At 75.4% G+C, this 26,872-nt stretch carries 2 protein-coding genes; both read right to left on the bottom strand.

Annotated features, from left to right (window positions below; all coding sequences use genetic code 11):
- Window positions 1–10: 10 nt before the first annotated feature.
- A complete protein-coding gene (locus DDJ31_RS04890; RefSeq protein WP_164784800.1) occupies window positions 11–26,500 on the bottom strand; it encodes a lonely Cys domain-containing protein in 26,490 nt (8,829 codons plus the stop codon).
- Window positions 26,501–26,869, bottom strand: coding sequence for a hypothetical protein (locus DDJ31_RS04895; protein WP_127181518.1), 369 nt, complete (start codon window positions 26,867–26,869; stop codon window positions 26,501–26,503).
- Window positions 26,870–26,872: the final 3 nt, after the last annotated feature.

Raw genomic sequence — 26,872 nt, forward strand, 5'->3', positions numbered from 1 at the left:
CCCCGGCGCCCTACGACGCATCGCGGTGTCCGACGGCGTCCTCGGCGTGCCACAGCGCTTCCTCGTACGCCTCGACGGCCGTGGCGAGTTCGGCGAACGCGGTGGCGAGGTCGTCGGCCCTGAGCAGCCACGCGCGGTGCAGCGCGTTGAACCGGTCGGCCACCGTGCGCAGCGAGGCGAGGGCGCCCGGCAGGGTGGCGGAGCCGGGGTGTGCCAGCGCCGTCTCGATCTCCCCGTAGGTGCGGCCGAGGCCGCGGGAGACGAGGCGGGCCGCGGTGGCGGTGAGGTCGGCCCCGGCGGCGCGTCGGGCGGCGCCCGCCATGATGGTGATCGAGCTCAGCAGCCCTTCGAGCCTGACGGCCGCCTCGACGGCCTCCGGCCACGGGGTGAGGGTGCTGCCGCCGGTCGTCAGCGACGGGTTGTGGCTGATCGCCGCCATGAACTCGCGTGCCAGGACGGGCAGTGCGATGCCGTTGAGCGGGATGGAGGAGGGCCGGTAGGGGGTGGCGCGGGCCTCCAGGAGGAAGTAGCCGTTCTCGGCGTCGACGCCCATGGCGCCCATGCCGAAGTCCACGTCGAGGTCGCCGGTGTGCAGGGGGAAGCCGGGCGGGGGCGAGAGGAGGTCCTTCTTGAACGGGCCCTCGCCGCGGCCGTGGACGATCGAGCGCAGCCAGTCGACGCGGGTGGGGCCCTCGTTGAGGTTGTTGTCCTTGTCCTCGTAGGGCGCCCGGAAGACCCGGTCGGACGGGCTGTGTCCGAGGGCCCGCATGAGGTCGGGCATCTCCTGTCCTTCGCGGATCAGCAGCAGCGCGTCGAGGTCCTCGCGGTCGCCGTCGTCGAGCAGTTCGTCGCGGATGGCGCAGAAGTCGCTGCGGGTCATCAGCCGGAAGGCCGCGACCACATGGCGTCTGACGGACCGTGCCTTGAGCAACCCGGCCTCGGCGGCGCCGCGTTGCAGGTACAGGACGATCAGCCGGGTGAACTCGCGGGCGCGCGGGGTCATCGGGCGGCCGTGCTCCCGGGCGAAGAACTCCGTGACGTCGGACATGAGTTGCCCGAGCCGGCCCGCCTCCTTCGGGTCGAGCAGATCGTCGACGGTGCTGCCGACGCCGGCGGCGGCGGAGCCGTAGGTGGCCTGCATGGTGGTGGTGAATCTGAGGCCGTCGACGGTGACGGTGGCGTCCCTGGTCAGCCCCGCGGGGTCGGTGCCCGCGACGCCGTCGAACAGTTCGGAGAGGGCGAACCGCCGGTCGGGGGCGGCCGTGGCCAGGGCGCGCATCCGCCCGACGATGCCGATGATCTGGCGCAGCACGTCCTCGGCCCGCTTCAGGTCGAGGACCGGGTCGAGGACGAACTCCAGGTTGGAGCGGGTGTAGGGCGGGTCGTCGGGGGTGTCGGTCTCCAGGCGCCAGCCGTCGCCGCGGAAGAGGACCACGCCCCGGGCGTAGAACGGCACGGTGACGCCGCCGAGTTCGAGTTCGAAGCCGGCCTTGGCGGTCAGTCGCGGCGAGAGCACCGGCGGGGCCTGCGGCTCGGTGGGCGGGACGGTACCGGCGAGGTGTCCGCCGTCGCCGTCGTCGACCAGCAGGACGGACGCGGTCCCGGCGCCGAACTCGGCCACCGCGCCGTCGGGGCCCACGAGGGCGATGGCGAGGCCCAGTTCGCGGGAGAGGGCGGCGAGGGCCGCGGTGTCGACGGCGCGGGCTGCGGCGGCCGGGTCGAGGGCGAGCCCGGGGTCGGCGGCCAGCAGCCGCAGCCGCTGGAGCGGGGTGAGGGTGAAGTGGCGCAGCGGCAGCGTCTGGTCGCCGCGCATCACGGCTTCCATCTCCTGGCCGGGGTTGAGCACGACGCCGGCGGCGGTCAGTCGGTCCGTCCCGACGGCGCGGGTGGCGTCAAGCGGCGGCACCTCGACGGCGGTGTCCGCGAGGTCGGCGTCGGTCGCGGCGCGGGCCGCCCACAGGCGCGGACCGCCGGCGGTCCGCGGGGGTTCGGTTCCGGCGGCGCGCAGGGCGTGGTCGAGGGCCGCGCCGAAGGTGCCGTCGGGCGATGCGACGGGGTGCAGCTCGACGGGGGTGTCCCGGAGCCGGGCGGTGGTCGGCCCGGTGCGTTCGTAGGGCCGGTCGGGTCCGGGTTCCGGGTGCGCGGTGCCGGTCGCGGTGTCCGCCGGGTCCTGTCCGCCGAACGCCGAGGGCGTCACGGGTGCGACGGGGACGGTGGTGCCGGGTGCCGGGGCGGGCGGCGGCACGGGGGTGTAGCCGGCGGGCAGCGGGCGGACGTCCTGCGGCCGGACGAGCGCGAAGTCGGCGGCGGTGAGCGCGTTGCCCGACGCGTCCGGTTCCAGGGCGACGGTGGTCTTCCCCGTCGTCGGGTCGGTGTACAGCGTCGGGGTGCCGTAGGCGGCCCACATCGGGCGGCCCGCGAGGAGGGCGCCCTGGCCCGGCAGGCTGTCGCGGAGCGGGTCACCCGGGCGCGGCCGGGAGCCGGGCACCAGGAGGACTCCGGGGTGGCCGAGCGGGAGGTTGGCCGCCGCGCGGTCCCGGTAGATCAGCTCGCCGATCTCGTCGTGCGGCGCCGGGACACCGCGCACGTCGACCCGGTCGGCGTCGGTGCGCCCGGCCCGGTACAGCCAGGGCCGCGCGGAGCCGGTGCCCTGGGTGTTCCCGGTGTACCAGGGCGCGGGGACGGTGGAGTCGACGACCGGTCGGCCGTCGGGTCCGCGGCGCAGCAGGGTGAGCGTCGAGGCGTCGAAGTCGACGGTCCCGGCCGGTCCCCCGGTGTGGTCGCGGCCGATCACCGAGCCGTCCCGGCCGAGGATCGACGTGCCGGGGGCGTGGGCGCCGACCGCCTCCAGATAGAACTCGGCCAGCTCCCGAGGACTGCGCGGGTCGCGTCCTGCGGCCGCCGAGATCCGGGTGAACTGGAGGAAGGCGTCGCGGAGCGCGGGGTCGGGTGCGGCCTGGTGCAGGACCCTGGCGGCGACCCGGTCGATCTCCTGCTGGCCGCCGGTGACCTGGAGGTCGCGCTGCGTCTCCCTGGTCCTGATGTCGGCCCACAGCAGCCGGGACCGCTCGGCGGGGCCGATCTGCGCGGTGCCGGGCAGCCGCAGCACCTGGGCGGCGACGGTGTCGACGTCGGAGCGGCCCATGAGCAGGGGCACGGTGTCGGTCACGGACGGGACGCGGACATAGGAGGAGAGCGGGGTGCCCGGGTTCTGCTCCAGGTGTTCCGCGGCCCGCCGCAGCGCCCGCGCCGTGGCCGCGCGGTCCAGCGGCGTGCCCGGCTCGTGCCGGCGGTGGTCGGCGGCGACGACGCGGTCGAACAGGTCGAGGGTGAACAGCGGGAGCAGCCGCAGCGCGGGGTCGTCGCGGGCCATCAGCTCCAGCGCGCCCACGCCCCGCAGCAGGAGCTGGTGGTCGGCGGTCCGCCACTCGGTCTCGGCGCCGAACACGGTGCGCAGCAGCCGCACCAGACGCAGGGTCCGTTCGCGGACGTCGTCGGGGGCCGGTCCTTGGCCGCTGTGCAGGCCCGCGGTACGGGCCCGTTCGTCGAGTGCGGTGCCCTCGGGTTCGGGCAGGACCCGGTCGAGGCCGAACTCCGTGCCGCGCGGGTCGTTGTCGACGCCGAGGTGCTCGCCGTGCGGCCCGGGGACGGGGGTGAGCACCCGGCGGCGCGACGCGTACACCAGTTGGTCCCCGTCGTTGGCCTGGCGTTGGGCCTCGGAGACGACGGCCAGCGGGTCCGGGACGTGGGGCGGCGCGCCGTACGGGCCGGTGAGCACGGTCGATCCGGGCTGCGCGGCGAAGCAGACGATCTTCACGAGGCGGTCCTTGCCGCGCAGGCTCGGCCGCCTGCGCAGCGCCCCCGAGGTCTGCGGGCCGCTGGTGACGACGGTCCTCCCGTCGGTGAGCGCCCAGGCGGTCCGGTCGGGCATGCCGTGCTTGGCCTCGAAGTAGGGTGCGGCGTCCGGGTCGTCGATCCGCCAGGGCACTTCGACGGGTTCGCTGACGGTCATGGTCGCGGTGTCGAGGTGGACGTAGTGCGTCGCCTTCGCGAGGGTCGTCGTCATGGCGGCGCGGGGGCGCAGCAGCGTGGGGTGTTCGGTGAGCGGGACGGACATGTGGCCGGTGGAGCGGTGGTCGCGGCCGATGACGGGCAGCGAGAGGACCTGCCGTTCCCACTCCTCGCCGCCCGGCTCGGGCGCGGGCGCCAGGGTGGGGTCGGAGAGCAGCCAGCCGCCGACGACGCCGAGTCCTGGTGACATGTCGAGGCCGATCCCGGTCCATCCCGGGCGGGTGGGTGACGGGCCGATGGCCACGCCGCCGCTGGGTGACCAGACGTCCCGGCCGAGGGTGACGGCGCTGCCGCGCGGCAGCAGGGTGCCGCCGGTCGCCGCGTAGGAGGCGAGCAGCAGCAGCGGGACGTCGGTCGGCTGGGCCCGCAGCACCGGGTCGAGGGCGAGGAGTTCGGCGACGACGTCCTTGGCGACCCGGCGCTGGAAGGTGCCCCGGCCCCTGACCACGACGGTGGTGTGGTCCCCGTCGGCCACCAGGGTGTAGGGCGTGGGGCCGCCCGACCAGCCGGCGGGCGCGGGGGCGGTGAGGCCGAAGGTGCCGTCGGGCCCGCGTACCCCGTCGTGGACGGTGTCCAGGTCGAGGGGTGCGGTCAGGGGCCTTCCTGTCCAGTTGACGCCGTGCACGCCGTTCGGGGTGCTGAAGCGGACGGCGCCGCTGAGCGCGCCCCGCAGCTGGAGGTGGAAGGCCGCGAGCTGGGTGAGGCGCGTGGCGTCCGCGACGGCCGGGTCGGACGCGACCCGGACCAGTTCCCCGTGGTCGGTCCGGGTGAGGGGGGTGGCCTGGTCGAGGCTGAGCACGTACCGGGCGAGCGCGTCCAGGTCGAGGGGTCCGCCGCGCAGCGCGGGGACGCCCGCGCGCAGCGCGTTCAGGCGGCGCAGGGCGTCCCTGGCCTCCGGCACCTGGTGCTGTCCGAACAGGTCCCGCAGGAGTGTGTCGTAGTGCGCCTCGGGGTCGTGGGGGGCCGGGGCGGACTGCGGTGCCGGCGGGTTCGCCGGGTCGGCGAAGGAGACGGGGACGCCGTTCACGGTGAACGAGGACGGGGTCCGCGGGGTCGTGGGGGCGGCGAACACCTCGGTGGCGGGGTCGTCCGGGTCGGCGGCCGGGACCTGGACGGCCGTCGTGGCGGGTGACGCGCCGGGGGCGGGGGCCGTCCCGGGAGGCTGTGCGGGGGCGGGCCTGGGCAGGTCGGGGAGGGGTTCGAGGTCGACGGAGGCGACGCCGGTCAGCGTGCCGTCCGCGGTGGTGAGCGGGAGGTCGTCCGCGTCCCGCGCCCAGCCGGAGGTCCCGGTGGTGTCGGGGCCGGGCGGGGTGACGGTGAAGGTGTCGCGGGCCGGGTCCCCGGTGGCGGGCAGGCCGAACACCGGGCCCGGCGCGTGGCCCGGCAGCGGCGTCACCGTCGGGACGCCGCCGGTGGCCGCCACGGGCCTGCCGAGGCGGGCGGCGAGCGTCGCGGGTGCCGTGCTGCCCCGGCCGAACCCGGGGATCATCGCCGCCACCGGGGCGTCGGGTGGGCGGGCGGTCAAGGCCGGGTCGAGGGCCAGCAGTTCGGCCAGCACGCCGGCCGGCACCGCGCGCGCGAACCCGGCGCGGCCACGCACCACGACCCGGTGTCCGCCGGAGGCCACCAGCAGATGGGCGTCGGACCCGGTGGCCCACGGCGCGGGCACGGCGCTGGTGTCACCGTCCGCCGGGGAGGCCGGCACGGCGGTCATGGTGAGGTCGAGGCCGGCCGGGACCGGGGTGTCGGTCCAGTTGACGCCGCGCGGGCGGCCGTCGGGGCCGGTGACGCGGAAGGCGTCGTCGAACGCGCCGCGGTCCGCGAGGTGGAGGGCGCTGAGGCCGTCGAGGCTCCGCGCGTTGCCCGCCTCGGGGGCCGCCGCGATCCTGAGCAGCTCGGCGCGCAGCTCGCCGGTCACCGGCTCCCCGGGGGTGAGCAGCAGGACCCGGCGGGCGAGCCTGTCCAGGTCGAGCGGTCCGTCGCGCAGCTCGGGGTCGGCCGACCGCAGCTGCTCCAGGCGGACCGTGGCGAGCTGCCTGGCGGGCGTCGGCGGGGTCTGGGTGAGCGGGAGGAGCGGGCGCCCCGACCGCTCGCGGCGTCCGCTCGGGCTCTCCCCCGCGGCCCTGTTCCGTGCGCCCCGGCCGCGGGTCGCGGCGGGACGGCCCTGCGCGGGCGCGGCGTGGGCGGTGCGGCCGGGGTCGGGATCGGGGTCAGGCGAGGAGCCCGCCGGGCGGGTGGTGGGGGCGGTGTCCGTGGCGGAACCCTGCCCGGTGGAGGCCGCGCCGAGGGTCGTCGGGGGGACGAAGCGGGGGTGGGCGTCGCTGCCCTCGTAGTGCTCGGTCCCGCCCCGGGGCGGGCCGCCGGGCCGGTCCACCCGGACGCTGTAGAACAGCTCGACCTCCCAGGTGGCGTCCTCGGGGCCGATGCCGCGCCGCAGCCCGCGCTGGACCGTGCGCCCGTCGGCGAGGTTCCTCGACCAGGCGATGTCCATCCGGACGCCGAAGGCGTGCGCCAGCAGCTGCGGGAAGACGTCGCCGATGTCGGAGTTCCAGCGGTTGTCCCAGTCGAGCACCGCGTCGCGCAGGGACGCCAGCTCCGAGGGGTTCAGCGGGGTGTGGCGCAGGACCAGGTCGCGCAGCTCGCCCTGGAGCTGCCCCGCGCTGGGGAAGCGGCTCCGGTCGGGCACCGGGACGTCGAGGGCGGTCAGCCGGGTCACCAGCTCCGTCTCGTCCATCCGGGCCACGGCCGCGGCCAGTCCCCCGGGCACCGAGTTGCGGAACTGGACGACGATCTCGACGGGCAGCCGCTCCCGGTGCGCCGTCAGGTGGTCGGCGACGAAGTTCCGCGTCGCCGCCAGGACGTGGCGGTCGGCGGGGACGGGCCTGCCGCCCGCCGCCAGGTCGGTGCGGACCTGGTCGGGGTCGGAGAGCCAGGCGTACGCGGAGCGGTCGGCGGCGGACCTCGCGCGCCCCGGGGACCTGAACAGATGGTCCCTGAGCAGCCTCGGGTCGCTCGCCGTGAAGGCGCGCAGCAGGCAGTTGCCGTCGCGGGCGACGGGCTGCCGCCGTCCTCTGGCCCAGCCGGGGGTGGTGCTCACCGGGGCCGTCATGACCGGCGTGCCGACGGTTCCTGACCCCGTGCCGGGCTCCGGCTCCGCACGCGGCGCGGGCTCGGCCCCCTCAGCCTTCTCCTCCGCCTTCGCCTTCGTCGTCTCCTCCCCCGGTCGCCCGGACCGGTCGGTCGCGCCGCCCGACTCGGTGCCCGTGGTCGCGGGGGTACCCGTCGTCCCGGTGGTACCCGTCGTCGCGGGGGTCTCGGTGGTGGCGGGGGTCTCGGTGGTGGCCGTGGTCTCGGTGGTGGCCGTCCCGCCGGGTGCCGCCGTCTTCGGCGTGGCCGGCGTTCCGTCGCCGCCGGTGGCCGTCGACGTCGTGGTCCCGGACGCCGTCGTCCCCGACCCCGCGGCCCTGGACGCCGTCGTCCCCGTCGCCGTCGTCTGTGAGGTCACCGGGGGCAGGGCGAGGCGGGGGCGTTTGGGGAGGCGGAGTTCGCCGGTCGGGCGGGAGCGGCGTTTGGTCCCCGCGTGGGGGCGGGGGCGGGGGGCGTCACCCGGCGGGCGGGGGCGCCGCACGGTGCCGGGGCCCATGGTGACGAAGTCGGCGGCGGTGCGCTGCCGGCCGTCGCGGTCGGGGCCCAGGGCGATCGTGGCGTCGCCGTCCTCGTCGGCGTGGACGTCGGCCCTGCCGTACGCGGTGTGCACCGCGGACCCGGTGGAGCGGACCACCGCGTCCATCAGCCGCTCGACGGCCGTGGCCGCCGTCTCCGGGTCGCTGGTCGGCAGCAGCAGGACGATGTCGCGGTCCTTGGGGCGTGCCGGGTCGACGAGCAGCAGATGGGCGATGTCCTGGGCCGGGATACGCCCGGACAGCAGCCCCTCGCCGATGGGTCCCGCCATCCTGACCACCCAGGGCGCGGGTGCGCCCTTCCGGTGCCAGGGCGCCGTCTCGGTGGTGTCGAAGGTGGGCGATCCGTCGGGGTCCGTGCCGACCAGGGTGACCTCGCTCAGGTCGAGGTCGACCGGAGAGACGCGGCGGTCGAGGTCGCGGCCGAGCGGTGAGCCGTCGCTGTCCCGGATGATCCGGTCGGGGGCCAGCGAACCCCGGGTCGCCAGGTGGAACGCGCCGAGCCTGGCGCTCTCGTCGAGGTCGACGCCGACCCGGGAGGCCCGTTCCACCAGGCGCATCAGTTCGGGGCGGCGGGTCGCGTCGGTCCCGTCCAGGTGCAGGACGCGGGCGGCGAAGGTGTCCACGTCCCAGCCGACGTCCCGCAGGGCCGTCAGACCGCGCCGGTCGAGGACGAATCCGGCGAGCACCGCGAGGCTGGGCACGGTGACCGTCTCGGGTGCCCGCGCCGCGCGCAGCAGCACGTCGCGGTGGGTCTGGGTGATGACGGTCTCGGGTGGGAGCAGCAGCACATGGCGGGCGAGGTCGTCGAGGTCGAGGGGGCCTTCGGCGAGGGCGGGGACGTCGGCGCGCAGGGCGTCGAGGCGTTCCAGGGCCTGGGCCAGGGTGCGCTCTCCCGCGAGCGGGTGCTCCCGATCGGCGGGCGGGCGGGTGCCCGACTCCGGCGGCAGCAGCGTGTTGAGGGGCGGTCGGCCGTCGCGCTCGTCCGGCGGGGGCTTGGGGACGCCCTTGCCGCCGGGCGGGCCCGCCGGGTCGACACCGGCAGGCAGGGGCAGCGGGGTGGTCGCGGGCGGGGTGGGGGGCGGGCTCGGCCGGGTGGTGCGGAAGTTCCAGGGGGCGCGCGGGTTGCCCGAGCCGCGCGGTACCGCCGCGAGGAAGTCGCCGCCGCGCTCGTACAGGACGATGGCGTTGCGGCCGTCGGCCGACGCGGTGCCGAAGGTGTCGATGGTGCCGTTCTCGTGGACGAACGTGACGTGCAGGTTCATGCCGTCGGCCACGAGTGCGGCGGCGAGCAGGGCGGTCTCGCGGTTCCAGCGGCGGGTGGCCCGCAGATGCGCGCGGATCAGTCCTTCGCGCACGTGGTCGGGGAGCGGCGGGACGGGGAGCGGCAGCCGGCCGCCGCTGCGGGTGAACTCCCGGCGCAGCGGGGCGGGCAGCGGCTGCCTGAACCCGGCCTCGTGGAGTTCCTCCTCGGTGAACCTGGCCCGTGGGTCGAGCCGGGCCCCGGCGGGCAGCGGCCCGTTGTCGAGGATGTCGACGAGGTCGTCGATGACGGTGCCGAAGTCCTCGTTGTCGTCGGGGTCGCTGCCCAGGGCGAGGGCGACCGCCGCGTAGAACTGGTTGCCCTCGCCGCGGTGGGTCTCCCGCAAGTCGTAGACGTAGCCGTCGGGGTCGGTCAGGGTGCGGGGGTCGGTGGCGGCGTCGAACTTGGGCTGGTCCGCGTAGGTGGCGTCGTCGAGGCCCTCCCAGGTCCACGGGCGGGTGGCGTGCGCGGTCAGCAGGGAGTCGTCCACCGGGGGTTCGGGCTCGGGCGCGGGGGGCGGGCCCTCGGGCACGGACTCCGTCTCGACGGCCTGGTAGTGGCCGTCGGCCAGGTGCAGCACGACGCGTTCGGCGTCCTCGGGGAGCGGGCCGTCGAGGTCGGACGGGAAGTCCTGGTGGCTGCCGTCGGCGTGGACGACGCGCACGCCGACCCGGTAGCGGTGGGCGGCGAGCGCGGGCAGGACGTCGGCGGCGCTGTTATCCCAGCCGGTGTTCTTCGGGGCGTCGGCGGCGCGGCGGAGCTGGGCGGCGGCGAGGCCGCGGCGCTGGGCGGGGCTCAGGGGGTGGCGGCGGCGGTCGGGGGTGGGGCGGTCGCCGGCCGAGTGCGGGATGACGCCGAGGGAGTCGAACTCGCGGCGCTGCGGGGTGTTGGTGCCCAGGTCGAGGGCGGCGGCGTCGAGTTCGGCCGAGGTGAAGGTGTCCGTCTCGTCCGGGGAGAGGTGGGCGATCAGCGGCGAGTCGAGGGGCAGCCCTTCGAGGGTGTCGGCGAACTCGGCGCGCAGGGCCGCGGGGTCGAGGGCGGTGCCGTCGGCGCGGACCCGGGCGGCGGGCAGCGCCTGCTGGAGCGCGCGGTAGAAGGAGTTGTCGGCGGGGACGTCGCGCAGCCGGTGGGTGGTTCCCGCCGGGGACTTCAGGGCGGGCGCGAGGTCGTCGAGGGCGGTCGCCCGGGTGTAGCGCGGCGGCGTGGCGGGCGCCTTCTCGAACATGCCGTCGCCGGACGTCCCCGGCTCGTCGCGGTCGCTCGACTCGTCGGACTCCTCGGCGATCGTGTCGAGGGGTCCCGATGTGGTGGTGGGGCCCTTCGGCAGGGGTTCCGGGTCGGTGACGGTCGGCTCGGGCAGTCCGCCGCGGGTCGGGGCGGCGTCGCCGTCGGCGCTGGGCGGGTCCTCGGGCAGCAGGTGCCAGCGGGTCAGCCGGTCGCTCTGGGCCCGCAGGCCGTGCAGGGCGCGCGCGGCGGCCTCGGCCCTGTCCTGCTGGGTTCTGACCTCGTCGAGCCGGGTGTCGACGGCGCGCTGCGCGGTCCGGTGGGCGCGGGCGGCGGCCTCGGCCGCGTCCCGGGCGCTCGCCACGCTCTCGGCGGCGGCGGCCTTCCGGCTCTCCATGACGCGCCGCGCCTCGGCCGCCAGCCGGTCGCGCTCGGCGCGCCGGATGCCGTCGACGAGGGCGTCCGCCTCGGCCAGGGCCTGCCGGGCGCCCTCGACGCGGGCCTCGACGGCCTCGCGCCGGGCCGCCGGGGTGTCCTCGGTCAGGCTCAGGAGCAGGGTGTCCTGGTGGGTCCTGTGGGCCTGTGCCGCCAGCTCGACGGCGGACCGCAGGGTGCTGCCCGCCGGTTCCGGTACGTCGGCGGCCGGCTGGTCGAGGACGGCGTCGGCGGCGGCCGTCGCGGCGGTGAACTGGCGGGTCGCGGCGGCCCTCTCGGTCCTCGCCGCGGTCTCGGCGAGGCGCAGCGTGCGCCGGGCGACGGAGCGCGCCAGCCGGTTCGTCTCGGCCGTCTCGCGCAGGTCGGGCAGGTCGCGGCGGAGCGCCCAGTACGCGTCGTCCTCCTCGGCCCAGGTCTTGGCGGCGTCCTTGACCTTGTCCCAGGCGGCGGAGACCTGCTCGGGGAAGGTGTCGTCGGTGACGAGGCCGAGCTGCCTCGCGACGTCCTCGCGCACCCAGGCCAGCACCTGGGTGTGCGTCTCGACGGTCTGCGGTCCGGGCTTCGCGCCGCCGAGCGAGCCGAGGAGGTGCTTGCGCATCCACGCGGTGGACGACAGGTCCTTGAACTGCCGGTGCACGTCGGCGACGCTCAGCCAGTCCACGGGGATGGCGAACGCGAAGACCCGGCCTGTGGTGGGTTTGACGTTGACCTGGCGTGCCTGGTCGCTGGCGATGACCCGCCCGTCGCTGTCGGAGGTGTCGGCGCCGGTGCCGGTGGCCCCGGGGTTGGCCGCGCCGACGCTGTCCGACTTCAGGGCGGGGGCGCCGCCGATGGCGGTGTTGTGGTCGCCGCCCTGGGTGGCGGTGGCGTTCTCGCTCTGGGTGACGCGGGTCGAGGACTCCATGCGGGCGCCGTCGGCCACCGCGAGGAGCACCGCGCCGGTGAAGTCGGGCCGGGAGAAGATCCGCAGTTCGGCGTCGGAGTGGTCGGCGAAGCCGTTCTCGACGAGGCCGCTGGTGACGTATCCGTCGTTGCCCGAGGCGTGTTCGAAGAACGCGGTGAGCGCGCCGGGCCCGTGGGCGTCCTCGAGGACCTGGGCCGCGCCGGTGCCCTCGGCGGTCAGCGGGGTGATCCGGGCGGTGCGCAGCACCTGTTCGAGAGCGTCGTCCGTGAGCGGTCCCGAGAGCGTGCCGAGCCTGCTGTCGTAGGCCTTGCCGAGGGCGACGGTGCTCGCCGCGAGGACGTTCTCCGCGCCGATGATGTTGCGGACGTGGAAGCCGTTCTCCGGTGGTGTGAAGGGGCCGTGGGTGCCGTCGGGCAGGGTGATGGCGCGCCAGGAGTCGAGGACGCCGGTGATCGGGCTGTCCTTGGCGAGGGGGCTGTCGTCGCCGGTGAGGACGTTGACGGCGTGCGGCTCGTCGGCGATCTCGGGCGGGGCCAGCGGGTCGGGCCGGTCCGCGGGGGCGTCGGGGCGGGCGTCGGGGTGCATCAGGCTGAGCGGGACGATCTCGCGCTGGCTGCCCGCCTCGCCGCTCTCCTCGATCCGGCGGGCGCCGCGCCCCCAGTCGTCGTCGCCCTTCTTGCGGCCGATCTCCATGGTGAGGTGGAGCCGGTAGCGGGTGGCGTACTCGGCGTGCGGTTCGCTGGTGTAGGACGTCCACAGCCGGCCGCGGGCGCGGCCGCCGGTCGCGGAGACGGTCTGCCGGTTGGAGCCGGTCTCGGTGAGTGAGGGGCCCGCCATGGGGGCGTCGGTGTCGCCGGTGTGGACGGCCTCGTTGACCATCGTTCCGGCGTCCCGGCCGCGGGCGGTGGGGAACGCCTCGCTGAACGTCTCGGTCGCCCAGCGGTGGTCCTCCAGTTCGGTGCGCGGCCACAGCCGCACGAACTCCTGCTCGCCGACGGGTTCGAGGCGCACCCTGACCCGGACGTTGCGGCCGCCGACCTGGATCCGCTTCCAGGAGAGGGCGCTGATCCTGGCCGTCACCGAGGAGCCGGTGCCGGACATCTCGCGGCGCAGCGCGCGGGTGACCCGGGCGGAGGTCAGCCGGTGGATGGTCTCCCGGCTGTCCTGGTCGAGGCCGAGGCCGTCGAGGCGTTCCACGAACCGTTCCACCACCGGTCCCGTGTCCAGGGAGTTCACCGGGTAGGTGGCGAAGGGCGCGGCGCGGAACCAGCGGGGCTGGAGCCAGCGGCGGTCGGTGTAGCGGGGGCCGCCGCCGAGGTCGTCGCCTTCGATGAGGCCGAGCTGGTGGGCGATGCGTTCGGGCAGGTGGCCGAGCCAGCCGCCCTTGACGACCTGGCGTTCGCCGGCCCAGTCGTAGAGCCGGCGCACCACGGTGCCGAGGGGGGCGAGGATGCCGGAGGAGCGGGTCTCGGCGGCGACCTCGTGTTCGGCGTCGCCGGTGGTGAGGACCTGGTAGCCCTGGTCGACCCGGTTGATGTCGGAGGTGACGGTGCGCACGACGGTGCCGCTGGCGCCGCGGCTGCGCCACCACGGCCGCCAGGACACGCCGTAGCTGCCGGTCACGCCGGGGCCGCCGGGGTGGGAGTGGCCGTAGACGAAGGTGAATCCGGCCTGCTGGACGAAGGTCCTGCTCTGGGTGCCCGCCGCCTTGGTCGAGGCGCCGAGCGTCATCTCGGTCTCCATCGGCTGCGGCCGGTTCAGGGCGCGCAGCCGGGTGATCCGCATGCGGTGGACGACGGTGGCGAGCCAGTCGATGTAGGGGCCCTTGCCGAAGAGGCCGGTGGTGCGTGATCCGGTGGCGCTGGCGTTCTGGTCGGCGTTGGCGGTGAGGAACTGCGGCTGCTCGGGGCGGACGGCGGCGTCGTGGGCGGGGGCACCCTCGCGGGTGAGCTGCCAGCGGTCGTGGGACGCCTTCTCCAGGACCCGGTCGACGATTCCCCTGGCCTGCTTGGGGGCGATCACGGAGAGCGTCTGGTGGGGCAGTTCGTCCAGCGGGCCCGGGTTGCGGCCGTCCTCGGTGGAGGCGTCGAGGAGTCTCCTGGCGTCGCGGCGGCTCATCGGGGCGGAGGTGACGGGCTGCGGGTCGAGGTAGGGGTTGTCGGCGCCCGGGGCGTGCGGGTCGGTCGCCGGGGAGTGGTCGGCGGGGACGCTGAGCAGCACCTTGCCCTGGACGGCCGGGACGTCGGCGTCGCCGCCGATGATGTCGCCGCGGCCCTTGGGTCCGATGACGAACAGGTGGGTGCCGAGGACGCCGAAGCTGACCAGGCCGCGCAGCAGGCTGCGGGGGCGCCAGTAGCCGCCGGTGCTGACGGTGAGGGAGAGGTCGTAGGAGTACAGGTTGCCCGGTTTGGTGGTGATCGCCATCTGGTCGAAGGTGGCGGTGGAGCCGTAGCCGGACTCGTCCCGGGACTGCTGGCCGGCCGAGTAGCCGAAGCTGCCGGTGAGGGCGTGCGCGGCGAACCCGATGTTGTCGGTGGCGGTGTCGCGCAGCGCGGCGACGCCCTCGAAGCCGGCTTCGGCGCCCTGCACGCCGTACTGGCTCTCGTCCAGGTCGGTGGCGCCGGGGGCGCTGTGCCGCAGGATGGTGTCGGTGGGTGACACGTAGGTGCGGTTGGTCAGTTCGGCGTCGAGCCAGATGTAGTAGTAGCCGCGGGTGAAGCGGCCGGGGTCGACGAGGCCGATGCGCAGCCCGGTCCTGCTCATCGCCTCCAGGTTGCCCGCCATGCTGTGGTGCGAGAGGGCGTTGATGACGGTCAGCGTGTTGTGCAGGACCATCTGGTAGTGGCCGTGGTTGCGCCAGCGGCTGTCGCTCGGGTCCCCGAGGTCCTCCAGGCGGGCGACCATGGTGGGGTACTTGGCGGCGACGGCGGTCAGCACCTGCCGGGTGAACGATTCGAGGCGGGTGCGTTCGGCGAAGGTGACCTTCGGGGTGTCCTCGGCGGGCGCGGTGTCCTGTGCGGTCGCGGGCGCGTCCTCGCGGTCGACGCCCTCGGGGAACCTGCGGCTGTAGCGGCCGCCCGCGTAGGTGAACTGGACGGGCCTGGCCATGCCGAGGGTGGGCGGGTTGTCGTCGGTGAGGTAGGCGGGGGCGAACGGCTCGGTCGCCCCGAAGGCGTTCTCGTCCTCCATGCCGGCCAGCCGGCGCGCCTCGCCGCGCGTCATCCGGTCCAGGCTCCAGGTGGTGAACGGCGTCGGCCTGGCGTCGCCGGTCTTGCGGATCCAGACGGTCTTCTCGACCCGGTAGAGGTCGGTGGTGACGTTCTTGGCGCGGCCCACGGAGCGGACGGTGCCCGAGCCGCCGGTCATCGCCGAGCGGCCCCTGACGTGTCCGAGGCGTCCGCTGACGCCGAACTGGAGGCGGGGCTTGACCTTGTCCATCCAGTCGGAGATGAACCCGAAGGACGGCAGGCTGAAGGTCGGTCCGACGAAGAGGGTGAAGTCCTTGGAGTACGCCTTGGTCTGCTTGCGGGTGTTCTGGACGGTGAGGAAGGCGGACTCCCGCATCTCCGCCTTGTCGGTCTCCAGGGCCAGCACGGCGCGTCCGGGGACGATGCGTTCGATGACGAAGGCGCCGAGCGGGGTGTTCTTCTTGTCGTCGGCGAAGAGCGGCCGGCCGGGCACCGCGGACTTGGCGAGCCGCCCGGAGAGCTGGTGGAAGTTCTGCGAGGACAGGAAGTGGTCGAGTTCGCGGTAGGCCGAGGAGTCGGGTGCGGCGCCGATCCGGTCCACCGCCCAGTCGCGGATCGCGGCGACGGGTCCGAAGTCCTCGGTGATGACGAGCCGGTAGTCGGATTCGGGGCCGAGGTCGAGGGTGGCGGGGGTGCGGCCCGGGGTGGCCTGCCGGGTGGCGCCTTCGGTGAGCCGGGCGAGGAGTCCGTGGCGGACGCCGAAGGCGATCTCGACGTCCGGGGCGGCCTCCGTCGCGGGCCTGGCCCGCCACCGGGTGTGCAGGAAACCGGGGCGCGCGGGCCGCGGCGGCACCGCGTCGGTGATGCGCACCTCGACGTAGGCGTCGTCGAGGTAGGGGTGCGAGGTGTCGAGGCCGCGGGTCTCCCCCACGTTGAGGATCTTGTCCTGCGCGGAGTAGGTGACCTCGCGGATCCGGCCGAGCCGCAGTCCGACGCGGCCCCACACGGAGACCGGGCCGGCCTGCGGTCCGAGGGGCGCGGTCGGGGCGAACTGGCGGGTCTGGCCGATCGTCTTGGAGCCGCCGACGGTGGCCTGGGCGCGGTAGACGTTGTCGACCTTGGTGACGGCGCCGCCGTCGGTGAACTTGCTCCACTCGCCGTAGTTGCGGATGGTGAGGCGCAGTTTGCGCAGTTGCCCCGACTCGGTGCGGTAGACGAACTCGCGGCCGTCGCCCGCGAAGGTCTGGGGGCGTTCCCGCATGGCCCGTGCGATCCGCCGGAAGACGGACTCGTCGATGCCGCCGCCGCGCACCCGCAGCCCCTGGGCCCGTTCCTCGCCCGCGGCGGTGCGCGAGCCGTCGGCGCGCATCGCGATGTCGAGGTGCTCGGTGATCTGGTCGATGTGCCTGATGTGGACGTCGCTCTGCCCGAAGGCGAGCGGCATGGCTTCGGCGGCGTCGTCGCCGTCGCCGTCGTCTGCGTGGAGCGGCAAGAAGCCGTCGACGTAGCCGGGCAGCCGGCTGTCGTCGGTGAAGGCGCTGGGCCTGTGCACCCGGGGCGGCGGCAGCATGTCGGGGTCGAGGCGGGCCGGGCGGCGCTCGTCGAGTTCCTCGTCGATGCGCACCCCGGCCGGCCGGGGCCGGGGGTTCTGCCCGGGGGGCGGGGTGGTGCCGAGCGACGACGGCGGCTCGGACGGCGGTGGCGGCGACGGCGGGTCCACGCGGACGAGCGCGGTCAGCGGGTCGCTGTCGGGGAGGTCGAGGGCGGGCAGCCGGCTGCCGCCTCCGGGCGCCGGGGTCCCGGTCTCCAGGGTCGCGGTGGCGGCGCGGCGGCCGGGGGTGTCGGCGTCGATCGGCGGGGGCGGCACCGGCGCGGGCCCGCTGACCGTGTCCAGCGCGCGGGGTGCGGACAGGCGCAGGTCGTTGGCGGTGGGGACGGCGCCGGAGAGGGGTGAGGGGTGCAGCGAGAACACCGTCAGGCCCGTGGTGGCGTCCGTGTGCCGCCCGAGGGGGAACGCGGTGGAGTACACGCCGCGGCCGACCCGCTGGGCGAGGTCCTGCGCCAGGCCCGGGGCGAAGCGGTCCAGTTCGGAGACGGCGAGCAGGACCGGGTCGCGGTCGTCGCGGGCCATCAACTCCGGGTCGTTGGCGAGCAGTTCGACGAACTCGGCGGCCGGCACCCGCCGGGTCGTGCCGCCGTACGTCACGAAGAGGCGGGTCGGATCGGTGCGGTCGGGTTCGGCGCCGACGACGTAGGGGTGCGGACGGTCCTTCCCCTTCGGGGTCCTTCCGTGCCAGGGCGGGTCCGCGGTGCCGCCGGGGGTGTGGACCGTCGTCAGGTCCACGGGGGTGGCGCCGGGGGAGCCCAGCAGGTTCCGGCCGCCGGCCGGTCCCTCGGGCGTGGCGGGCGGGACCAGGGTGGCGTCGGACAGCGCCCGGTCGGTCTCCAGGTGGTAGGCGGCCACCTCGTCGGCGCGGGAGCCGTCGCGGCCGACCGCGTAGGCGTGGGCCGCCAGTGTCAGCGCCTGCTCCCGCCGGGCGTCGTCGACGGCGGACGGGTCCAGGTGCAGCACCCGCGCGGTGAACGCGTCGCGGCCGGCACCGGACGCCGCCGGCGCCCCGTACGCCGCGACCCGCGCCCAGAACATCCGCGACCTGTGCTCCTCGTCCACCTCGCCGGGACCGGAGAGTCGCAGGACGTCCGCGGTCTCCCGGTCCGCGTGCGGGCCGCCGAGCCAGGCCGCGGCCCGGTCGAGGGCGGCGGGCAGCGTCACGAAGTCGCCGAGGCGGGTCCCGGCGGGGGCGGCGGCCGCCGCGGTCAGCAGTGCGCGGATGTCGGCCGGGCCCGGTGCGGTGCTCCCCTGCGGCAGCCGGGCGGTGGCGGCCGTGCGCAGGAGGTCGAGGGTGAACGGTCCTGCCTGCGCGAACCGGTGGTCGGCCCGCCACATCCGCTCCAGCGCGCCCGCCCCGCGCAGCAACTCCGCGTAGCCGGCGTCCTGTTCGACGAGGACGTCGTCGTCGATCTCGTTGCCGAGGGTCAGTCTCAGCGCGCGCACCAGGTCGAGGGTCCGCTGCGGTCCGTCCGCGCCGGTCAGGCCGAGGACGCGGGCCCTGCGGTCCAGCTCGGCCGGCTCGGGTTCGGGGAAGAACTCCTGGTAGGAGCCCCAGCGGCCGCGGCGGTCGGTCACCAGCGCGCGGACCCAGGTGCCCTCGCGCCTGGCGACGCCGGAGCGGACCGTGGCGGCGGACACCTTGTGCCGCATCACGTTGGCGTAGTGCTGGCCCTGGGGGATCTGCCGGAGCGGGTTGGGCACGAAGCCGTTGCGCCCGTGGGTGGGGCGGCGCGGCAGGGAGCTGTCCCGCGCGGAGGCCGACAGACAGGTCACCAGGCCGAGCCAGTCGTCCTTTTGGCGCAGCAGTCCGTCGAAGCTCTTGCGTTTCCGCAGCCACTTGGCGCCCTCGTCGCCGCGCGCCTCGTAGGAGGTGCCCCCGAAGGTCGCGAAGGTCGTGGAGTCGAGTCCGCCGTGGGCGGCGAAGAACGCCTTCAACTTCCCGCGGGCGGCCGGTTCGAGGGTGAACTGCCGCGAGTAGGCGCCGGCGGCGAAGTTGTAGTGCACGTACGTCGTGACCTGGCCGAGGTGGCGGTACGGGACCTCTCTGGCGGCCATCTCCTCGGGGCGGAAGGAGGCGCGGCCGATCTGGAGTCCGCTCTCCGCGCCGGCCAGCGGGAAGGACAGCACCTCGTCGTGCCAGTGGTCGCCCGACTCGTCGCCGGACTCGGAGTCGGTGTCGGTGTCGGGCAGCAGGCCGGGCGGCACCGGGAACCAGTCGCCCACCGGGCGTCCGGACTCGGTGAACACCGCGAGGGCGAGCCGTTCGCCGTCAGGGGCGACGACCAGCCGCAGGTCACCGCTGTGCGCCCAGACCGTGCGGCCCGTCAGCTCCGCCAGCAGCCGTGCCACGTACTGGTCGTGGCCGCCCGCGTACGGGACGGCCAGCACGATCGGCGTCTCCTGCGGCAGCGCGGCCAGCCGCGGGTCGTCGAGGACCATCCGCGCGAACCGCTCCGGGTTGACGTCGCGGGTGGTGCCGTCCTCCCAGGGGACCGTCAGCCGGTCGCCCTTCATGGTGGCGGCCAGCAGGTAGGGGGTGGGTCCCTCGGTCCAGGCGGGCGACTGCGAGTCGAGGATCTCGGGCGACGCGTCGGGCCGCTCCGCGAGGACGCCGACGGTGGCGGTGTACAGCGGGCCTTGTGGCAGGTCCGTCCAGTTGAGGCCGGGGCGCTCGGTGGTGCCGGTGGCGGGGAAGCGGTGGTCGGCGTGGACGGCCGCCTTCCGCTGCGCGTGATAGGCGGCCAGTTCGGTGAGGCTGCCCGCCCGGCCTTCGCGCATCGCGAGGCCGGTGATCGTGTAGAGGTCCATGGCGCGGGACCGGGTGACCTGCTTGAGGCTGAGGCCCATCACCCGCTTGGCGAGGCGCTCCGGGCGGAAGGAGCCGGGCTCGGCGTCGAGTTCGGCGCGCGCCAGTTCGTGCAGCCGCAGCACCGGGGCCGCGAGCCGGTGGCTGGTGATCCGGACGGTCACGGTGGCCGCGTCGTGCGCGTCCCCGGTGGTGACCACGAGACCGAAGTCGGCGGCGGAGAGGTCGGCGGTGTCCGCGCCGAGCGAGGTGAGGGCGCGCTCCAGGTGGCGCCGGAACGCGGCGGCCACGGCGTCGGCGCGCTGCCCCGCGGTGGCGCCGGTGTGGGCGGCCAGCACGACCTGGGGCACCGGCAGGCCCGCGCGCCGGTGCAGCAGGCCGGTCGCGGCGGTGCTCCGCGCCAGCCGCTCGATCGCCGTCTCCCGGTCGCCGTCCAGGGTCGTGGCGGGACCGGTGAAGACCACGTCGGTGGTGCGCGGCAACGCCGAGGGCGCGGTCGGCGCCGCGGGCGGGACGGACGCGACCCGGGGGGTGCCGGCGGGCCGGGCTGTCGCGCCGACGGGGGCGGTGCGCACCTGGTCGGCGTCGAGCCGCCCGGCGAGCCGCGTGATGTCGTCCGGCGAAAGGGCGCCCGAGGGGACCGCGGGCGGGGGCCCCACCGGTCGCCCGGCGCCGTGGGGCGCGGACGGGCCGGGGTGGGGGCCGTCGCTCCAGACCTCCCGGCTCGGGTCCTCGGCCCGGCCGGGGAGGCCACGGTCGGTCGGGCCCTGGGGGCGCCCGGAGGTGGCGGGCGGTCCCGACGCCTCGGGTCCCTCGGTCACCGGGGCGTCGGTGCCGCCCGCCGTGCCGGACCGCAGGGCGGTGGCGGACGCGCGGGGTGCGGGGAACTCGACGGTGGCCCCGGGTGCTCCGGCCGGCCGGTCGTTGCCGACCCGGCCGCGGACGTCGAAGGTGAGCCGCTCGGAGGTGAGCCGGTCCTCGGGCCGCAGGTCCCCCTGGTAGGCGGCCAGTTCCTCGTCGAGGCGGGCCAGGAACCAGGCGCGGGCGGCCTCGGCGCGGGCCCGGCCGGCCGCCCTGGCCCGCGCCGCCTGACCCTCGCCGTAGCCGGTGAACACCCCGCGTGGCAGCGGCCTCTCGGCGTGCGCTGCGTCCAGGAGAGCCAGCGCGGTGCGGTGCGCCAGCTCACCGAGGGCGGCCCTGGCGTCGTCGGTCAGGTCGTTCGACCCCGGCAGGAAGTCCGCCCGGCCCGGCCCCATCGGGGCGGCGGACCGCGCGGGGCCCGTCGCGGGTGTGGCCTGGGCGGGCGCGGCGTGCGCGGGGCCCGCCGCCGGGCGACGGGGGCTCCAGGCGCGGAGCATCCTCGTCAACGTGGCGCGCGCCACGCCCGGTTCGAGGCCGCGGGACTGGGCGTACCCCGCGAGGGTCTGCTCCAGTTCCGTCCAGGTCAGGATGGAGCCGCGAGCCATCTCCCAGGCCCCGAAGCCCGCCATCAGCTCCTGGAACTCGGCCGCCCGCTGCGGCGCGCTGTCGATGTCGGCGCCATGGGTCTCCCGCAGCACCCGCACCCAGCGCAGCACCCGCTCCGTCCGGTCCTGCCAGGCCGACGGCAGGCCCGCCCGGTCGGCCCAGGCGTTGAGGGCCACCCACTGCGGGTCGGGCCTGAACTCCAGGATCCGGTGGACGGGCCGGTCGGGGTCGTCGGACTTCACCAGCCGCGGCGGCATCCCCCTCTCCGCCGGGTGGACGGTGACCTGGGCGTCCATCGCCAGCACCCGCCGGCCGGTGCGCTGCGCGAGTGCCTGCGCGGCGAGGGTCTGGTTCAGCCGGTCGAGTCCGGGCGCGGTCCGCGCCATCTCGCACCAGACGAGCCACACCGGCACGTCGGGCGGCATGGTCATCAGGACCGGGTCGCGGGCGAGCAGTTGCCCGATCTCGTCGGGCGACACGACCTGGTTGCTGCCCAGGCTCCGCACGGGCAGGACGGCACGGCTCCGGTCGCCGTGCCCGATCGCGATGTAGGCGCCGGTCAGCGGTGTCGGCAGCGGGAGAAGGCCGCTCTCCTTCTCGGCGTAGACGGCCGGGAGCGCCTCCAGGTGGTCGGTGTAGTGCGCCACGTCGGAGAGGGTGAGGAGGCCGTCCTCCAGGAGCGCCATGTCGTGCGCCTGCAAGAAGGCCCGCGCGGTCAGCGTCTGGCCGTCGGACGTGGGCAGCATGTACGACTGGATGTCGTCGTCGGCGAACTCCTGCCCGCCGCGGGCGCGCACCCCGCGCGGAGGGCTCTGGTCCGAGCGGCCGGGGTCGTTGGGGAGCCAGGTGCCGACCGGTACCTGGTTGGGCGCGCTGTTGGCCAGGACGAGCATCTGGTGGCCGCTGCCGTCGTTGAGGGGCTGCAACCGGACCTCGCCGCCGGTGGACCAGACCCGGGTCTGCAACCGGTCGGCCAGCCACCGTTCGAACGGCATGGTGCCCAGGCCGGTGGCCTCGCCCGCGACCAGGACCACCGGGGTGCCCGGCGGCCGGTCGGGGTCGTGGACGAGGAGTTCCGCGAACTCCGCGATGTCCACCTCGGCCGTCTCACCGCGGCCGTCGCGCACCACCAGCAGGCCCTCGTCCGTCTGCTCGGCGAAGACGGCATGGGCGGGTCCGCGCCACGGCGCGGCGCCGGTGTCCCAGCCGCCGTCCGCCGTCCGCTTCGAGACGGTGTCCAGGCGCAGCCCCTGGATGGGCCGCCCGAGCCAGTTGCGCCCGGTGGCGGCGCCGTCGGAACCGATGACCCGCGTCGGCCCCGCCAGGGCGCCCCGGCGCTCGAGTCCGTACGCGGCGATGGCCGTCAGGCTGCCGGCCCGTGAGCGGCGGCCCGCGCTGCTCGCCAGCGACAGGAACTGGAACGCGGTCTGCGGGCCGAACGGGGTGTCGGCGGGCAGGTGCAGGACCCGTCGGGTGATCGCCTCCAGGTCGAGCGCCCCGGTCCCGAACCGGGAGTCCCCCGCGCGTGCGCTGTCCACCAGGGCGAGGGAGTTGACCATCTCGCCGATCTGGGGGTTGGTGTTCACGTCGGCGCCGAAGACGCTCTGGAGCACGCCGGCCAGGTACTGCTGGTAGCTCTGCCCGCTCGTGGGCGGCGGAGGCAGCGCGGGGGCGGTGGCGGTGGCGCGCGCGGTCGGGACGGTCGAGGTGGTCGGGACCGTCGGGGTGGCCGGGACCGTCGGCGCGGTCGGGACCGTCGGGGTGGCCGGGACGGTCGGGGTGGTGGTCGGGTCGCTCGACGTCAGGGTGGGGGCCGGGGTCGGCGCCTGTTCGGTCGTCGGCACCGGGACGGTGTCGTGGGGCCGCGGCTGGAGGGTGCCCTCGGCGCGGTCCCAGAACGCCCGGAACCCGTCGAGGACCCAGTTCTCCTTGCGCGGTTCCGCGAGCTGGTTCACCGGGCGCGCGCCGACGTCCGGATCGGTCCCGTACAGCCGCTCCAGCAGCGGGAGCAGCCGCCGTTCGTGCTGCCTCACCCAGGCGGAACCGTTGTTGCGGCGCTGCCCGGTGTAGCCGTCCCGGCCGCCGTTGGTGCCCAGGTAGGCGTTGGTGAGCTGGGCGAAGTACTCGAACTCGTCGAGGGACGAGTAGTTGGGCTGCTTGCGCCGGCCCGAGGGGTCGTGCAGCGGGCCGTCCGGCCAGACCGCGGCGCTGCCCTGGGCGCGCTTGGCCAGGTAGGCGTCGTGGATGAGCCGCTGGTCGGCGGGGGTCAGCCCGTACTGGTGCAGGGTGTGCGCGAACTCGTGGGTCGTCGTGGAGTAGCCCTGCGGGTAGGAGCGGCGGTCCGCGGCCGTGGAGGTCACCTCGCCGAGCAGGTTCTCCTCGGTCACACCCGCGGTGCGGGTGCCGACGCCGCGCACCTCCTCCCAGGGGCGTCCGTCGGCGGTGCGGGTGCCCGCCAGGTGCCTGAAGGCGTCCAGGGTGGTGATCGCCGCGCCCTTGGGGACCACCGCGACGCGCGCCCGGTCCTTCAGCAGCCGCACCGCCACCTCGGGATCGCGCAGCATGCGGGAGACCTGGTCGAGCACCTCGCGTCGGACGGACACCGGCTGGTCGACGCCGTGCGGGATCTCCACCATCAGCTGGGCGGCGGTCCTGGCGAACTCCGCGCCGGTCAGCTCCCGGCGCAACGTGTCCACCAGCGCCGCGTCGGACGCCAGCCGTTCGCGCTCGGCGGCCGGCAGCAGCGCCAGCTCCCAGGTCCGCTCCTCGGGCGAGAGGCGCGGCAGCCGCGCCGCGAGGTCCTCGGCGGGCCGGGCGGCGGGCGCCGGGGGCGGCACGGTGGTGACGGCGGCCTGGGCCGTGGACGTGGCGGGCTCGGCCGGGGCGGTGGGCGGGTCGGCCGGGAGGTCGGTCGAGGTGGTGAGGGTCGCGGCCGGCGGGACGGGGGGCGACACGGTGGCGGGCACGGCCGACGACTCGGTGACCGGGGTGGCGGGTGCGGGGGCGACGGGGCCGAGGCCGAGGGCGGCACGCAGGGTGGAGGCGAGCGTGCGGGCCGAGGGCGCGTCCTGGCCGTGGGTCAGCAGATGGTCGGCGACCTGCCGGACGGCGTCCCGGTAGGGGGCCGCGGCGTGCCGGGAGTCGGCGAGGACGGGGGCGGTGGCGGGCGGCAGCACCAGCGCGACGGCGCTGTCCCAGGCCCGGTCGAGCTGGGCCCGGGTGGGCGGCGGTGTGCTCCTGGGCGCGGGTCCCTCGCCCGTGGCCGGCTGCGGCGGTGTCGCCCGGCGCGGGTCCTGGTGGGTGGCCGCGTCCGTGAAGTCCGTGTGGGCCGCGTCCCACAGGCGCAGGGAGGCGTGGGCCGCGACGGTGTCGAGCGCCGCCGGCCACGGGGCGGGCTGCCGCGCCATCAGCAGCCTGACCCGGTCGACCGGGTCGAGCGCGGCGACCGGGACGGGCCGGCCGCCGGGAGGGTGGGCCCGCGGGTCAGGGGTGATGCCCGCGTCGCGCAGCGCGTCCTGGGTGACGACGTCGTCCGGGCCGTGCAGCCCGGCCAGTTCCTCCGCCAGGGTGTCCGGGAGGTCCTCGGCGGTGATCTGCCGGGCGATCCAGTCGCGTTGGACGGCGTCGCGGTGGATCGGGTCGGTGGGCCCGGCGGGACCGTGCGGGCCGGTGGTGTGCGGGTCGACGCCGAGGTCGCGCAGCCGGGTGGTGGCGGCGAGCAGGTCGGCGTGCGCCTGCCGTGACCTGGCCTGGGCGTCGGCGAGCGCGGTGGTGTCGCTGCCGGGGCGGGTCCCGTCGCCCAGGTCGTCGACGGCGCGGGTGGCGTCGGCGTACCGGGCGAGCGCGTCGTCGTAGGCGGTGCGGGCCTGGGTGACGGCGGGCCGCTGCTGGCCGGCGGGGGCGGGGGGCGCGGAGTCGTGCGCGGTGCCGGGGGTGTCGGACTCGGCGTCCTGGGAGGGGGCCGAAGTGCCGTTCCGCTGGCCGGTGTTGTCCCGCTGCGGGGCGCCGGACTGGTCGGTGCCGGACTGGTGGGCGGTGTGCGGGGCGGTGGCCGGTGACGCGGCGGGGCCGCCGAGACTGTTCGGGGTGCCCGAGACGTTCGGGGTGCCGAGGCCGTTCGGGGTGCCCAGGGCGTTGGGGGTGCCCAGGGCGTTGGGGGTGCCCAGGGCGTTGGGGAGGTCGAGGGTGTCGGTGGTGGTGAGGGGGTCGGGGAGCTTCAGGCGCTCGGTCTCGGCGCCGGGGAAGGACGCGGCCGGCGCCTTCGCGGTCGGCGGGAGGGCGGCCTGGGTGCCGGAGTCGGTGGTGAGGTCGGTGGTGTTGAGGACCGTCGTGCCGTTCCCCGTCAGCGACGTGTCCGTGCTCCCCGGGGTGTCCAGGTAGCTCGGGGTCTTCGCGTACTCGGGAGTCTTGAGGTAGCTCCCTCCGACGCCGGTCAGCGGTGTGGTGTTCAGCGGCGTCGACGGGAACGTGCCGGGGGCACCGGAGTTGCCGGAGGAGAGGGAGGTACCGGACGAGACGGAGTCGGTGTCCGAGAACGAGTCGGTGTCCGACAGGTCGAAGACGCTCGGCGGCCGGGACGAGATGTCGGACCCGCTGTCGGACCCGCTGTCCGGGAGGTACCCGGAGTGGGTGGACGGGGTGGAGACGAGCGGCGGCGGCACCACGGGGGTGGTGCCCGCGGTCGGGACCGGCGGGACTGACGCCGGCGGCGGCGTGGACCGTGCCGTGCCGTCCGGGGCGAGCGTCGAGGCGTTGCCCGACTCCCTGGCGAGCCGTTCGTTGAGGATGTCGGTGGTGTTGCGCTGGTAGCGGGTGAAGAGGTTGCCGTCCGGGAAGAGCTTGGAGTGCATGCCGTGGTAGCCCTGCTCGAACGGCTTGCCCATGAAGATCTGCGAGATCCCGCTGAGGCCGGCGCCGGCCAGCGACGTCCAGTCCCACTTGCCGAGCACGATCGCCACCGCGATGGTCTCGCCGAAGCCCTCGGTGACGAACGTGGAGGGCAGGTCGTACGCCGCGTTGTTCGCGTTGTTCCGGGTGAACGGGTTCTTGAAGCGGATCTCGAACTTGCCGAACACGTCCTTGCCGAGATTGTTCTTGAAGGTGTTCGAGAGGGCGTTCTTGAGCTTGTAGGCCCAGGCGCCGAAGTGGCTGATGAAGAAGCCGGCGAGGCCGCCGACCGCCGCCGAGATCCCGACCTCCGACCAGTTGACCTTGTCGGGTCTCGCCACCGCCGGGTTGATGGCCATCGTCAGCAACTGGGCTGCCAGGTTCTGGATGGCCTCCTCGAACGCCTCGGACAGCGAGGGGAACGCCTGCACGTACCGCAGCAGCCGGTCGACCGCCATCAGGATCGCGAGCCTGGCCCGCATCCGGGCGAGGATCATCTCCGAGACGGAGGCGCCGCCGGTGAACGCGGCGATCGCCTCCAGGAGGGCCAGTTCCAGGATCAGCCAGAAGACCTCCATGATGATCTCGAAGTGGGCCTGCTGGATCTGGACCGACGCCCGGCCGCGGTCCTGGGTGAACCGGTCGAGCTGGGTGACGAACCGCTGGAGGACGTCGTCGCCGTTGCGGTTCACCAGTTGGGACAGGGACCGTTCGTAGGCGTCCGCGACGTTCGGCGGCAGGCCCCGCTTGCCCCTCTCGATCGACTCGAGCATCTCCATCCGGAGATCCCGGATGCCCGCGGCGAGATCCGTGTAGGAATTACGGCTCTCCCAGGCCAGCCGGGCCTTCGCCTGCAACGGCTTCTCGCCGAGCAGGACGAAGAGCATCTTGGCGACCTCGTCGGGGTACTCGATGTCGAACATTCAGTGCTTCCCGTGACCACCGCTGCCGTGCTCGCCGGCGTTCGACTGGGCGTCGTGGATGCGGTCCTGGACGTCCTGGTGGACGTCCTCGATGCTGCCGAGACTCTTCATGATCGCCGACTGCCAGCCGGTCAGGAACTCGTCGAGGGAGTCGACGACCGCGAGGCAGCTCTCGATCTGCCGCTTGTCCTGGGCCTCGGTCTGGCCGTGGAACTCGTCGTCCTGGCCGTTCCACGCGCTGGTGGCCGCGACGGTGCCCTGGAAGCGCCCGCGCAGTTTCTTCGGTGCGCCGGCCATCCCGCCGATCACCTCGGGGGCCTGCCGCAGATCGACGAGGTCAGCCTCGTAGTTGTTGTGGTACCCGCTCATCGT

This window comes from Streptomyces griseoviridis (genome assembly GCF_005222485.1).
GTDB classification, from domain to species: domain Bacteria; phylum Actinomycetota; class Actinomycetes; order Streptomycetales; family Streptomycetaceae; genus Streptomyces; species Streptomyces hintoniae.

What these genes read in the sequence shown, in the direction of transcription:
- DDJ31_RS04890 (WP_164784800.1), bottom strand. Translation starts at nt 26,500, where the DNA reads ATGTTCGACATCGAGTACCCCGACGAGGTCGCCAAGATGCTCTTCGTC.
- DDJ31_RS04895 (WP_127181518.1), bottom strand. Translation starts at nt 26,869, where the DNA reads ATGAGCGGGTACCACAACAACTACGAGGCTGACCTCGTCGATCTGCGG.